We start from the raw sequence: 12656 nt of genomic DNA, 5'->3' as shown, positions 1-12656 counted from the left end.
TACATACGTAACGTCACTCAGATGATCAGGCGTTACGCGATGGCCTCCTATTTCGCGGGGGCGATGGCCGCCCGCGTCGGGGACGAGATGTCGGGACCGGCGCTGATGCTGGCGGGATACGCCGTCGCGGGCTCGGCCTCCGAAGCGTCGGCGCTGCTCGCGGGCATCACGGCTGCGGCGGCGGCAGGGGGTCCGTTGCTCGGGGCGGTGCTCGACCGGCAGCGGCGGCCGGGACGGCTGCTGGCCACAGCCCTCGTCCTGTACGCGACCGGCCTCGCGGTGATCCTCATGGGGCTCGGCCGGCTTCCGTTCCCCGTCACCCTGCTGATCGCGGTGGTGACCGGACTGCTGGGGCCTGCGCTGTCCGGCGGCTGGACGGGCCAGCTGCCACGGTTGGCGGCGGGGGACCGGCTGCCCCGGGCGAACGCGCTGGACGCCATGACCTTCGGCCTGGCGAGCCTGGCCGGCCCCGTGCTCGCCGGCGGCCTGGCCGAGGCACTGGGGGCGTCGGTGGCCGTCGCGGTGTCGGTGACTCTCATCGGCTCGGCGGCGCCGGCTGCGTGGACCCTGCCGGGGCTTCCCGCACGGGTGCGGGAAGCGCAGCCGGAGTCGCTGATCGGCGACCTGGCCGCCGGAATGCGGGTCATTGCCAGGACACCAAGACTGGCCCGGGCGACCCTTGTGTCGATCATGTGCTGTGCCGCGCAGGGCATGCTGACGGCTTGTGTGCCGCTGCTGGGTGAACGTGTCCTCGGCGGTGCGGGACGCGGCGCGCTGCTGCTCTCCTGTGCGGCCGTCTCCGCACTGGTGGCCAACGCGGTGCTGGCCCGGTTCCCGCAGTCCTTCGCCCCCGACTCGGTCATCCGGGCCGGTGCCCTGATCCAGGCCGGTGCACTCGCCCTGGCGGCAACCGGCCGCCCCGCCGTGCTCGTCCTCGCACTGCTGCTGACCGGAATCGGCGAAGGGCCGCAGCTCACCGCCTTGTTCGCGGTACGCCACCGGGAGGCCCCGGACCGTCTGCGCGGCCAGATCTTCACCACCGGTGCCAGCCTGAAGATCACCGGCTTCGCCTCGGGCGCGGCGATCGCCGGTCCGCTGGCGTCCTGGTCCCTCCCCGGCGCCCTGGCAACGGCGGCGGGCGTGGCGGCCTTCGCGGCGCTGGTCTGCAGTGCCGTACCGCTGCACGTCGTCGGATCGCGGGAGGACCGTGTGCGGCCCATGTGATGGCGGGCCTTCGCCGGGTTTCAGCCGAGACACACTAACCGGCAGTCGGCGCACCGGATGGAGAGGTGAGGTCCGCGAGGCTGCGGACATATGACAGACCTGGGCGGCCGGAGAGCCGTCTCTCGCCGACCACGGCGAACCCTGAGCGGGCCAGTACGGCCCGGGACGCCGCGTTGTCGAGCGTGGTCGCGGCGCGCAGGCTGGTCAACCCGTAGCGCTGGGCGGCACGTTCGCAGATCTGGCGAACGGCCCAGGTGGCCAGCCCCCGGCCCGAGGCATGCTCCGCGATCCGGTACCCCAGTGCGGCGCCGCCGTCCGCCACATCCACGAGATTGATCCGGCCCAGCACCTCGCCTTCGCTGCCGACCAGCACATGGAAGTAGCAGACACCGGCCTCCTGCTCGGCGAGCAGGGCACGGTGTCGCTCGTCGAACCGGGCGAAGTACTCTTCGCCCCGATCGGGGACGGACGCGGCGAAGTAGGCCCGGTTCTCCTGCTCGAAGGCGAGCAGCGCGGGGGCGTGAGCCGGACAGAGCAGCTGTATCTCGGGCATGGACGGGAATATACGCACGCCTGCCACAGCCTGGCAGCGAACGGCCGCATGCCGGAGGACCGGCAGATGCCGGATGATACGTGTAAACCATAACGATCTCGGCCGAGGTCTTGTGTACCCGTCGATCCGCTCTAGCCTCCTGACATGGCATTTCTTTCCAGTCGCCGCAAAAGGGCTCGCCTCGCTCCGGAGCTCGACGACCAGGACCTGGGCAGGCTCCTGAAGTCACTCGTGGCGACCACCAGGACCGGCACCATCGCGACCATCGACCTGTGTGTGGCGCAGATGTCCCGCGTCCTGGAGCAGGAACCGGACGACTGGGACCGCCGGACGCACCGGATGGACGTCCTGGCGGGCTACCTCGCCGGATCGCACCTGCCGCGGGCCTGGGCCACGCGTGAGCCCCGCAACGCGAACGCACTCGTCCTGTACGCCTGGACCCAGGTCGCACAGGCCCGCGACCAGGGGCGCCTGGAGGACCCCGACGGCACCATCGCGAGCTGTCTCCGTGCTGCCGAAGTCGCCCCGGAGGACCCCACTCCCTGGGTCGCCCTCCTCGCGGTGGCACGCCTGGAACGCCGAGACCAGTCCCAGGTCTTCGGAGTGTGGAACGAGGTGCTCGCACGCGATCGCTGGAACCGCGAGGCCTACCTGAACATGCTGGCCTACCTCAGTCCCGAGGAGGCGGGCTCGCGCATCCAGGTCCTGGAGTTCGTGGACACCCTGCGCGCCCGCATGCCCGCCAACGCGCCGTGCGTGGCGACCGAACTCACCGCCCAGGTCCTCCAGTACCACTCCATCCTGGACCGCGGTGGCTTCGAGGCACTGGTCGCGCGGAACCACTGGTCCCAGGCGATGGCGACCCAGGCGCTCGACCGCGCGGCGCACACATGGGGCCAGCCGGGGTTTCTCCGCCACGCCAAGGCGCTCGCCGACCTCAACCTCCTCGCCTACGCACTGGTGGCCGCGGACCGTCGCGGCGAGGCACGTGCCGTCTTCGAGGCGGTCGGCGGCATCGTCACCGCGTGGCCCTGGGAGACCGTCGGCGACCCGGTGGCCGAGTTCGACCAGACGCGGCAGAAGGCCACCGTCGGACTATGAGCGGTAAGACGTGCAGCTGACACATCGTCAACTCGGCTGATTCGGCTGATTCGGCCGATCGTGCCGAGGGGCACAGCCCCACTGCACCAGCCCCGTCCGGAACCCGGAGACGCCCGGCGGTGCCGATCGGCACCGGCCCCCGTTACGGACTGACGCAGCCCTCCGGTTCCCGGACCCGTTCAGGACGGGGCGACGGTGACGGCTCACCCGGCAGCGTCGGGCCCGGACTCCTGTGCACTCGGCGCCGTCGACTCCGCCGCGGCGGGAAGGGTGTAGAAGACGGACGAGCCCTGCTTGGTGCGCTGGGCGCTGTTGCGGGCCACGAGGTTCTCCAGCGTGGTGCGGATGACCTTGGTCTGGATCTCCCGGTCGGGATGTGCCGTGCCGAGCGCCTCGGCGACCTCCGCCGCGGAGCGGGGCTCCTGCTGCTCCGCGAGATGGCGGCGGACCAGTTCGACGAGCGTCGGCTGAGCCGGCTGGCCGGCCGCCTTCTTCGCCGCGGGCTTCGTCGACACGGACTTCGCAGTCGCGGGCTTCGTCGTCGCGGGTTTCTTGGCGGGCCGCTTCTTGCCCTCGGTCTGCTCCGGAGCCTCCTTCTTCGGCGCACGGCGTGTACCGGATGTGGTGACGGTCTGCTTCCGCGGGGCGGGGACCACCGCGCCTTCGGTGGCGACAGGCGTGCTCATCGAGCTCGCGACGCCGAGCGCCTGCCGCATGCTCACCAGAATCGTGTGATCGTGTTCCAGCGCGGCCAACTGCTCCTGCAGGGCCGCGATTTCCGCGGTGATGCGTTCCTGTTCCTTGACGTTGCGTTCGAGGTCATTGGTCACCTGGCTGACGTACTGCGAGGTCAACTCGGTAACGGGTGCGCTGGGCTCAGGCATCTGTCGCTCCAATCGAGACTGTGGCGCGCTCCTTTGCCTTCCGATGTGGTAAGCGGGGAGCGGGAGTTGTGGTGTGGGTTCCCGGCAGAGCGGGAGTTGTCCTGCGGGATTCACCCCTGACACATGGATGATACGGATGTGTCGACCTGTTTCTACTCAGTGAATCCTGTGGGTTGCGCGGCGGAACACCATGGGACCTTTCATCTCGTACGACGGCGCCGGTGAGGTCGACCCCGGCGCGCTAGCATCGTGATCATGGCGGACTGGGAGATACGAACCGCTTCGGCGACCGACGTCGAGGCGGTGGCCGAACTGCGCGCCGTCGTCATGCGGGCGGACCTGGAGCGCCTCGGGCGGTACGACGAGCACCGGGTGAGGCAGCGGCTGCGCGACGGGTTCGCGGCGGATCACACCTGGGTGATCGAGGCAGGCGGTGTGCCGTCCGGATGCGTGGCGCTGCGGCCGGCCGACGACGCCCACCGGCTGGAGCACTTCTACCTGGACCCGAGCCTGCAGGGCCGGGGCATCGGATCGGCCGTGCTGAGGATGCTGCTGGAGCGGTGTGACCGCGACGGCACCCGGATCCGGTTGAACGTGCTCCAGGGCAGCCCGGCCCGTCGGCTGTACGAGCGCCACGGGTTCACCGTGGAGACCGAGGACCCGGTGGACGTGTTCATGGTCCGCGAACCGGCGTCCGTCATGCGGGACGGGGTGTGGCGAGCAGGCCGGAGTTGACGGCGCCCGGCCGGGTCCTGCTCCACGAGAAGCACTCGCCGGTCCGGCACTCCGAGTGTCCGATGCCGTAGTACGGCGACGTGTCGAAGTCGTCGAAGTACCGGATGCCGCAACTCCAGGCAGCGGCCAGGGTGTTCGCGGCCGGATCGGCGTTGCGAAGAGTCTGCCGAGGGGGCCGCCGACGAAGCCAGGCTCCGTGACCTCGATCGCGGTGCGCCCCGGCCGCGTCGTCCTCAGTCGTTCGGTCCTCCGGTGCGGCTCTACAGAGGGTTCTCGCGCAGCCAGGTCAGCACCTGCTGGGCGTGCTCGTTCGGGGGGAAGACCGGGTAGAAGACGTGCTCGATCACTCCGGCGCGGATGACGAGCGTCAGGCGCTTGAACAGCCGCATCCCGCCGGCCTCGAACGTGGGCAGATCGAGCCTGTCGGCCAGGCCGAGGGCCGGGTCGGAGAGCATGTCGAAGGGCAGCCCGAGGCGCTCCACGACCTCGCGTTGGTAGTCGGTGTCCTGGCTGGACAGCCCGTAGACACGGCCGGCGCCGGCTTCGAGGAGGTCGTGGAAGTGGTCGCGGAACGCACATGACTCGGGCGTGCAGCCACGGGCTCCGGGAATGGAGTTCCAGCCTTCCGGCAGGTCCGTGCCGGGGCGGCCGGTGAGGGGGTAGACGTAGACGACCGTGCGACGGGGGCCGAGCGTGTCCAGGCGGACCGCTCGCCCCGCGGTGTCGAGGAGGGTGAGGTTCGGCGCCGGCGTGCCGGGCAGGTGGTCCGTGGCGCCGTCGTCCTCGGGGACGGGCAGGTCCGCGGGCAGTGTCAGATGGTCCATGGCTCCGGTGCCTTTCTCCTCGGACGGTGCGACGCCGCTGCCCCGGAGTGCGGCGGCGTTGAGGTTGGCGATCAGCGTCGCGCGGCGGGCGGTCAGCGCCTCGATCCGCTCGGTGAGCTCGTCGATGGCCTCGCGGTAGCTCGCGAGCGAGGCGGGACAGTCGTCCGAGTGCGCGCGTCCTGCCGCCAGGCACTCCAGGAAGGGCCGGGTGCGCTCGACGGGGATGCCCAGCCGGTGCAGCGTCCTGATCTCGCGCACCAGGCGTACGTCGTCCTCGTCGTAGTCCCTGTAGCCGTTGGCCAGGCGCTCGGGTGTGAGCAACCCGAGCGATTCGTAGTACCGCACCGCTTTGGTCGTCACGCCGGCCTGACGCGCCAGCTCGCTGATCTTCATGCCGTTCACCTCGCCCACACGCTAGACCTTGCCCTCAGGGGCAAGGTCAAGGCGCTCGGAGTGGCGGGCCGGCAGGCTCCGGTTCAGCGCGGCGCTGCCGTGGACGGATCTCGGCGCCCGGATCTACGCCCGGAGGGAGCTGCCCCTGCGCACTGGCCGCACGGCTGGGCGCCACCTCAGGCGGAGCCGCCCGCCAGTTGCCGCAGCACGTCCACGGCCCGCTCGGCTTCCTCGTACGGCACGAAGAGGTGGTCGTGGTGGAATCCGGCGACGACGTTGCAGCTCAGGTCCGCGTCGGCCAGGGCGCGGGAGACGGCGGCGGTCAGCCCGACCGCGGCCAGCGCGGAGTGCACCCGCAGGGTGATCCACGCCGCCACGTAGTCGTACGCCATCCCCGCCGCGTCCGCCTCCGCCTGCGGCACGACGAGGGTCAGGCCCTCCTGTTCGGCGACCGTCACCACGGGGGTGACCCCGGACGGCACGCCGCCCTCCGCCATCGTGAAGACATAGCGGCCCGGATTCAGCTCCGGACGCATGCCGCTGAGCAAGGTGTGCAGATCAGTCTCGCCGGTCACGGACCCACCCTACGGGCCGACCGCCCGCTCGCCCCGCAGGCGGGCGGTGACGGTCATGCCGTCGGCCGACCCGTCTCCCAGCCGCCGGCCAGTCGGCGCCGCCACCACAGGTCGGATCGCCACTGCCGCGTGGCGGCGAAGGGATCCGGCAGGGTCCGCCGGACGTATGTCTCGTCCAGGGCCCGTACGCGGCGTCTCAGCTCGTTCCGTGCCGCGGGCGGCAACTGCCGTACGACGTCCTCCAGGATGTCGCGGGCGTGCCGCACGTCGTCGAAGGAGCAACCACGGCATCCGCACTCCGCGTCCTGCGGATACCGGGGCCGTCGTCCGGGTGGGTGCAGGAACGCCCGGTACCGGCGCAGCGCTCGGTCGGTGGCGCCGGGGTACAGGTAGTAGTCGTCCGAGAGGGCCTCCACCAGCGCTATCGCGGCGCTCGTCCGGGGGGAGAGGCCGTGGATCCGCAACGGTGGCAGTGCCCGCGCCGGACGGGGAGACTGTGCGGCGCGCAGCGCGCCGGGCCGCTTACGCGGCATGGGCCTTTCGCTGGGTGTGCATGACCGTCATCATGCCGTAAGTGCGGCCCGGCGGCGCCGGATCGGGCTCGCGGTCAGCTGTGTACCGGCGTGCCCGCGGTCGATCCGTCGCTGATGTGCAGGACCGCGTCCACGGCGTCGAGTGTCGCCCGGTCGAGCGGGAAGTAGCCCTGCCTGGGGTGCGTGTCCGTCCGGGTGCGGGCGGACGGGACCGTGGCGGCCGTTTCCAGACTCCAGGTGGCGATACGACGCTGGAGGAGACCCTCGTAGGTGTCCGGCGCGGGGTCGTGCAGCCCGAGGGTCTCGCTGCGGCCCAGGCTGCCCGCGACGCAGACGTACCGCTCGCCCAGCAGAGACGACACGATGGAGCCTGCACCGGACCAGTCGGCACCCAGGTCGCCCAGGCGCCAGACGCACGCGTTGCGCTGGAGGTGGAGGTTGTGCGCGAAGACCAGGGTCGCGCCCCGCTCCTCCTCGATGCCTCGGATGTCCATGAGGTTCTGGGCCATGAGCGCGTCCCGGCTGGCGGCCAGGCCCGCTATCCGGGGACTCGGTTCCAGGGGCACCGCCGACTGCTTGTGGTAGCGCAGCAGACCGAGGCCGGCGGTGAGGTGGGTCCTGGCCCTGAACCACTCGTCGCGGGAGGTTGCCGTGATCAGTTCCGGGGCGCGCCCGTAGAGCGCGGTGAGCATGTCGTCCGCGAGCACGCGCAGCCGCTCTGCCTCGGCCGTGGCGCCGGGGGACATGGCGGCGTCCAGGACTGCCTCCGTCCGGCTCCACCGTGTGTCGTCGCCGGTGAGGCCCGCGATGTCGAGGTCCAGTTGCAGGTAGTCGCGGGCGTGTTCCAGATAGGTCCGTGGGCTGGGGGCGCAGGTGGTCTCCATCGGCGCGTCGAAGCCGTGGAAGGCCAGGCGCTCCTCCGGCGGCCGGTTCCGGTTGTGGTCGCGCATCCAGCCGACCAGCCGCCTGTTGGCGTCCTGGTCTCCGAAGTCGTGGGAGAAGCCTTCGCGCATGACCGCGTCGATGCTTCCGGATCCCCCCTGGACGTAGTCGTTCACGGCGAGCGCGGCCACGCGATCGGTCTCGAGCGCGATCGACCGGAAGCCACGGCCGGCCAGCTGGGCGAACAGGTCGTTCCGGACCCGCCCGAAGGCCGGTTCCTGGTGTGTCGGCTCACCCAGTGCCAAGAGGTGGCATGACGGGGTGACGAAGTCTTGGATGTCCTGACTCATGGACCTCAATCGTATCTTTGAAAGACCGTTTGAGGCTTTGGGCGGCGTCGGCGGGCAAATGGGCCGTGTTCAGCGGGCGGGCCTGCGGTAAAGTCTCAACCGGTGAGGACCTTGCGACCAACCGACCTCGCGCGCGAGCACGGCATCTCGACCCAGGCGGTGCGCAACTACGAGCGGCACGGATTCATCCCGCCCGCCGAGCGCACCCGGAGCGGCTACCGGATCTACACCGAGGTGCACGCGGCAGCGCTCCGCGCCTACCTCTCGCTGGTCCCGGCGTACGGGTACGCGGCCGGCGGCCAGATCATGAAAGCCCTCCACCGGGACGAACTCGACGAGGCCCTGACGATCGTCGACCGAGGCCACAGCCAACTGCTGCGCGACCGGGAAACCCTCGAAGCGGTGCGCACCGCGGTACCTCACCTGACGGCGGAGTCCGGGGCCGCGCCGGATCCCGCACCGGAGCTCGGGACCCGTACGGTCGGCGAACTCGCGCACCAACTCGGCGTCACCCCGGCGACCCTGCGCAACTGGGAAAGCGCCGGCATCGTCACCCCCACCCGGGACCCGGCCACGGGATACCGCGTCTACCGCGCCGACGACATCCGCGACGCCGAGCTCGCACACCTCCTGCGACGCGGGGGCTATCTGCTGGACCACATCGCCACCGTGGTCCAGCAGATCCGCACCGCCGGCGGCACGGACGCACTCGCCGCCTCCCTGGACGCCTGGCAGCGAAAACTCACCGCACAGGGCCTCGCCATGCTGCACGCGGCCACACACCTCAGCGCCTACCTGAGTCGAAGCGAGGGCGTCGGACACACGGTGCGTGCTGCATCGCCCGCTTCCGCACACCTGTGAACGGCCTTACGGCTGAGCTGAGTCGGCGCGATGCGCTTCGCCTTCAAGACGCCGCCGCAGGGCACCTCGTGGGAAGCCATGCTCCACGTGTGGCGGGCGGCCGACCAGATCGACACCTTCGAGTCGGGATGGACCTCCGACCACTTCCAGGCCACGCACGGAGCCGGCCCCACCCCCCTCGCCTGGAGGGCTGGATCACCCTGGCGGCACTCGCCCAGGCCACCCGGCGACTGCGCCTGGGCACGCTGGTCACCGGCATCCACTACCGCCACCCGCCTGCGAAGTACTCACCGGCCTCCTCGGCCCGGAACAGACCACCACCTTCAAGGGCGCCGAACTCGCCATCATCTACCTCCCGTTGCCCTACTCACCCCACGCACTGGAGCCCACGGCCGAGGAGTTGGCCACGCTGTCCTGACCGGTCCCGCGGACCGGTACTGTGCGGCAGATGGAAGTCGGTACGGAGCAGACCCGGCTGGTGGTGCTGCAGGGCAACAGCGCCTCGGGCAAGTCGTCCGTCGCGGCCGGGATCCGTGACCGGTTCGGCCGTGGGCTGGCCCTGGTGGAACAGGACAACCTCCGCCGGATCGTGCTGCGCGAGCGGGACCGGCCGGGGGCGGCGAACATCGGCCTGATCGACACCGTGGCCCGCTATGCCCTGGACGCCGGTTATCACGTGGTCGTGGAGGGCATCCTGTACGCCGACCGCTACGGCGACATGCTCGCCCGGCTGCGCGCCGACCACCGGGGTCCGACCCACGGCTACTACCTCGACGTGCCGTTCGGCGAGACCCTGGCCCGCCACGCGACGAAGCCGATCGCCGACCATGTGAGCGAGGCCGACCTGCGGGAGTGGTACAGGCGGCGGGACCTGCTGCCCGGGGGAGTGGAGACCGTCATCGGCGCCGGCAGCTCCCTGGCGGAGACGGTCGACCACATCATGCACGACACGGGGCTGGCCGGCCTCCCGCCACTGGACCACTGACACCGGCCGCGCGGTCGGCCAGGAGGGAGTACGGACGATGGACGGGGAACCGGTCGAGGCCGAGGAGGTCCGCGAGGCGCGGCGGCTGCTCGGCACCGAGTGGCGGGTCGACGCCGACGCGATACTCGAAGGCGCCCGGCGCCTGATCGCCCTGGGACCGCAGTACACCGACGAGGCCGCCCGGCGCCTCGGGCTCGTCTTCACCAGCAACCACGATCTCGGCTCCGACCGTCGCATCGAAGCCGCCCGCATCCGCGCCGGCCTGGGCGGGGACCACCTGGTGGGCGCCGTGGGTGCCCTGCGGCTCGTCGTCAACGAGTACCGGGGCTATGTCGAGGAGTCGGACAACATCGACGGCGCCTACGCGCTGGCCCGGCTCGCTCCGGAATACATGGCCGAGGGCGCCTGGGAGTTGCGGCGCATGCTGGGTGGCTATGTCGGCCGCCTGGGCGACTGGGACCGGGCCTACGCGCTTCCGTGCCTGGCCGAGTTGAGAGGCCCAGGCCTGATGCCCGAACTTCCGGATGAGGGACGGGACTTCCCCGGTCATGGCCTCGCGCGCGGGGCAGAAACCCGCTGGCTCGAAGGCTGGGGCACCGTCGAGGGCAGACCGGACCGGCCCTTGTGGTTCGTGAGCCACGGGCACCGTACGGACGCGGGGGCCACCGTCGTCGTATCGACCTGGCGGCCCGTCGCCGCCGACCGGTACGGCGAGCACGGGCCTGTGGAGGCTCTCACCCATGCCCGCGTCGACAGCCTCGCGGGCGCCCTGCACCTGGCGTTCCCCCGGGACTCCGACGGGGACCGAGCCGAGGAGGGCTTCCGCGAGGCCGGACGGCTTGATGCCCGGCGTGCATGGGCGACGAGGACCGGCATCGGGGTGGGCGAGGGCAGGACCGAGTTCGAGTTCCTGCCGGTGGGCGACGCCTGGGCTGCCGTGGCGGGGCTCGGCCCCGTGGTGATCGGCGTCTACGGCTGTGGTGCCGCTCCCGGCGACGTGGCGGTCATCCGCGTCCTGCCGTAGCGGGACGTGGCTCCTGCCGGTGGGGACGGACCCGGCTGGAGGGTGCCTGTGCGCATCGGGCCTCCAGCCGGGCGTCCCGTCAGGCGCCGGCGGCAGGGGTGGTGAAGTAGTGCCCCTTGCCGAGGTCTTCGAGGAGATCCGGGTGGGCCGGCTGCCAGCCCAGCAGTTCGCGGGTCAGGGTGCTCGACGCCGGGAGGTCCATGCCGAGGAAGCCGGCCAGCCAGCCGAAGTGCCCGGCCGCGGCCTCGGGCGCCACGCTGACCACCGGCACGTCGAGATGCCGGCCGATCACCTCGGCGACGTCACGGATCGCGATGCCCTCCTCCGCGATCCCGTGCAGCACCGATCCGGCCGGGGCCTGCTCGACCGCCAGGCGGAACAGGCGCGCGGCATCCAGGCGGTGGACGGCCGGCCAGCGGTTGGCGCCGTCGCCGATGTAGCCGGAGACCCCCTTGTCGCGGGCGGTGGCGACCAGCATCGCCATGAACCCGCTGTCTCCGTCGCCATGGCAGGTCGGCGAGAGCCGCACCACCGAGGAGCGGATGCCGCGCGACGCGAATGCGAGCACCTCCTGTGCGGTGGTCGCGCGGATCGAGACCGGCGAGTCGTCGGGCGTCGGCATGTCCCGCTCGGTCGCCGCCCGGCCGGGCGTGAGGCCCGCCAGGCCGGAGGCGAGGACGAAGGGCCGGTCGCTGCCGGCGAGCGCCTCGCCGATGACGTCGACGGCTCGGCGGTCGGCCTCTGCCGCGCCCTTGAAATCACCGCTGAAGGCGATGTCGTGCTTGAAGGCGAGGTGGATCACCCCGTCCGACGCGGCGGCCGCGTCCCGCAGGACGTCGAGGTCGTCGACGGTGCCGCGGACGACCTCGGCGCCCGCCTCGGTGAGCGCGGCGGCGGAGGCATCGGAGCGGGCGAGCCCGACGACCTGGTGTCCCGCCTCGATGAGCTCGGGTACGACGGCGGATCCGATCCAGCCGGAGGCGCCGGTGACGAAGATGCGCATGGGAGACCCCAGACATTCGATGTCAGTGACTGTCATAGACGCTACACCTGATGTCAGTCCCTGTCATCACGTAAGATCTCGGCATGGGAAGATGGGAGCCGGACGCGCGCGGACGCCTGGCGCAAGCCGCACTGGACCTCTACGCCGAGCGCGGGTACGAGCAGACCACCGTGGCGGAGATCGCGAAGAGCGCCGGGCTCACGGAGCGGACCTTCTTCCGGCACTACGCCGACAAGCGCGAGGTGCTCTTCGCCGGCGCCGGCGACTTGCAGGAGCTGATCGTGCGGACGGTCGCCGCGGCTCCGCAGTCCGCGGCACCGCTCGACGCGCTGTCGGCCGGACTCGACGTCGTCGCCGAGGAGTTCGCCGACCGGCGTGAACACGCGCGCCGGCGGCATGCCGTGATCACGGCGAACGCGGAACTCCAGGAGCGCGAACTGATCAAGCTCGCCTCGATGGCGTCCGCGCTCGCCGAGACCCTGCGCGGCCGCGGCGTCGCGGAGCCGGCGGCGAGCCTGGCCGCCGAGGCGGCGGTCGCCGTCTTCAAGATCGCCTTCGAGCGCTGGATCGCACCGGACGAGGACCGCACGCTGCGGCAGCTGACCCGGGAGTCGCTGACCGAACTCAAGGCGATGACCTCGGGCGCCTAGCCTCACCCGCGGGCGCTTACGGCAGGCCCCATGCCGGGCCGGGCATCGGGGATGCCGACCGGGGCGATGACGAGGCCGG

14 protein-coding genes are annotated in these 12656 nt (G+C 71.4%); 7 read left to right on the top strand and 7 right to left on the bottom strand.

All coding sequences use genetic code 11. The features are described 5' to 3' along the window. Positions 1–21: 21 nt before the first annotated feature. Positions 22–1224, top strand: a complete 1203-nt coding sequence (locus ACWC0C_RS10060) for an MFS transporter (protein ID WP_450863020.1) — start codon at positions 22–24, stop codon at positions 1222–1224. A 34-nt stretch (positions 1225–1258) separates the two neighbouring features. On the opposite strand, the gene ACWC0C_RS10055 is transcribed toward ACWC0C_RS10060, so the two are convergent. Beyond that, entirely contained in the window at positions 1259–1777 is a 519-nt protein-coding gene (locus ACWC0C_RS10055; protein WP_450863018.1) for a GNAT family N-acetyltransferase, read from the bottom strand. 144 nt (positions 1778–1921) lie between these two features. On the opposite strand from ACWC0C_RS10055, the gene ACWC0C_RS10050 reads away from it, so the two are divergent. Then, positions 1922–2878 (top strand): hypothetical protein, encoded by a 957-nt coding sequence (locus tag ACWC0C_RS10050; protein ID WP_449194226.1) that lies wholly within the window; start codon positions 1922–1924, stop codon positions 2876–2878. Between the two features lie 203 nt (positions 2879–3081). Here the strand turns inward: ACWC0C_RS10050 and ACWC0C_RS10045 are convergent, their stop codons facing one another. Continuing rightward, positions 3082–3762, bottom strand: a complete 681-nt coding sequence (locus ACWC0C_RS10045) for a hypothetical protein (protein WP_450863016.1) — start codon at positions 3760–3762, stop codon at positions 3082–3084. Positions 3763–4017: 255 nt separating this feature from the next. Between ACWC0C_RS10045 and ACWC0C_RS10040 the strand changes: the two genes are divergently transcribed. Continuing rightward, positions 4018–4497 (top strand): GNAT family N-acetyltransferase, encoded by a 480-nt coding sequence (locus ACWC0C_RS10040; protein ID WP_449194228.1) that lies wholly within the window; start codon positions 4018–4020, stop codon positions 4495–4497. Between the two features lie 260 nt (positions 4498–4757). Here the strand turns inward: ACWC0C_RS10040 and ACWC0C_RS10035 are convergent, their stop codons facing one another. The 4 genes from ACWC0C_RS10035 to ACWC0C_RS10020 form a co-directional block, all read right to left on the bottom strand. Beyond that, on the bottom strand, positions 4758–5714 hold the full coding sequence (locus tag ACWC0C_RS10035) for a MerR family transcriptional regulator (protein WP_449194229.1): 957 nt from the start codon (positions 5712–5714) through the stop codon (positions 4758–4760). Between the two features lie 176 nt (positions 5715–5890). After that, positions 5891–6289 (bottom strand): ACT domain-containing protein, encoded by a 399-nt coding sequence (locus tag ACWC0C_RS10030; protein WP_450863015.1) that lies wholly within the window; start codon positions 6287–6289, stop codon positions 5891–5893. A gap of 53 nt (positions 6290–6342) precedes the next feature. Beyond that, positions 6343–6822, bottom strand: coding sequence for a hypothetical protein (locus ACWC0C_RS10025; RefSeq protein WP_450863013.1), 480 nt, complete (start codon positions 6820–6822; stop codon positions 6343–6345). A 74-nt stretch (positions 6823–6896) separates the two neighbouring features. After that, positions 6897–8054 (bottom strand): erythromycin esterase family protein, encoded by a 1158-nt coding sequence (locus ACWC0C_RS10020; RefSeq protein ID WP_450863011.1) that lies wholly within the window; start codon positions 8052–8054, stop codon positions 6897–6899. A gap of 111 nt (positions 8055–8165) precedes the next feature. Between ACWC0C_RS10020 and ACWC0C_RS10015 the strand changes: the two genes are divergently transcribed. The 3 genes from ACWC0C_RS10015 (at position 8166) to ACWC0C_RS10005 (ending at position 10924) form a co-directional block, all read left to right on the top strand. Then, positions 8166–8915: a TioE family transcriptional regulator gene (locus ACWC0C_RS10015; RefSeq protein ID WP_450863010.1), complete on the top strand. Its 750-nt coding sequence runs from the start codon at positions 8166–8168 to the stop codon at positions 8913–8915. A gap of 448 nt (positions 8916–9363) precedes the next feature. Next, complete coding sequence (locus ACWC0C_RS10010) at positions 9364–9900, top strand: kinase (RefSeq protein WP_450863008.1); 537 nt, start codon at positions 9364–9366, stop codon at positions 9898–9900. A 37-nt stretch (positions 9901–9937) separates the two neighbouring features. After that, positions 9938–10924 (top strand): hypothetical protein, encoded by a 987-nt coding sequence (locus ACWC0C_RS10005; RefSeq protein ID WP_450863007.1) that lies wholly within the window; start codon positions 9938–9940, stop codon positions 10922–10924. A 79-nt stretch (positions 10925–11003) separates the two neighbouring features. Here ACWC0C_RS10005 and ACWC0C_RS10000 read toward each other — a convergent pair whose 3' ends face one another. Then, positions 11004–11927: an SDR family oxidoreductase gene (locus tag ACWC0C_RS10000; RefSeq protein ID WP_450863187.1), complete on the bottom strand. Its 924-nt coding sequence runs from the start codon at positions 11925–11927 to the stop codon at positions 11004–11006. A gap of 83 nt (positions 11928–12010) precedes the next feature. Here ACWC0C_RS10000 and ACWC0C_RS09995 point away from each other — a divergent pair, with 83 nt between their 5' ends. Beyond that, positions 12011–12577, top strand: a complete 567-nt coding sequence (locus tag ACWC0C_RS09995) for a TetR/AcrR family transcriptional regulator (protein WP_450863005.1) — start codon at positions 12011–12013, stop codon at positions 12575–12577. Positions 12578–12656: the final 79 nt, after the last annotated feature.

The sequence above is a fragment of the Streptomyces sp. NPDC001709 genome, assembly GCF_053596375.1.
The sequence above is the reverse complement of the archived record's forward strand: the minus strand, read 5'-3'. Positions and strand labels throughout refer to the sequence as shown.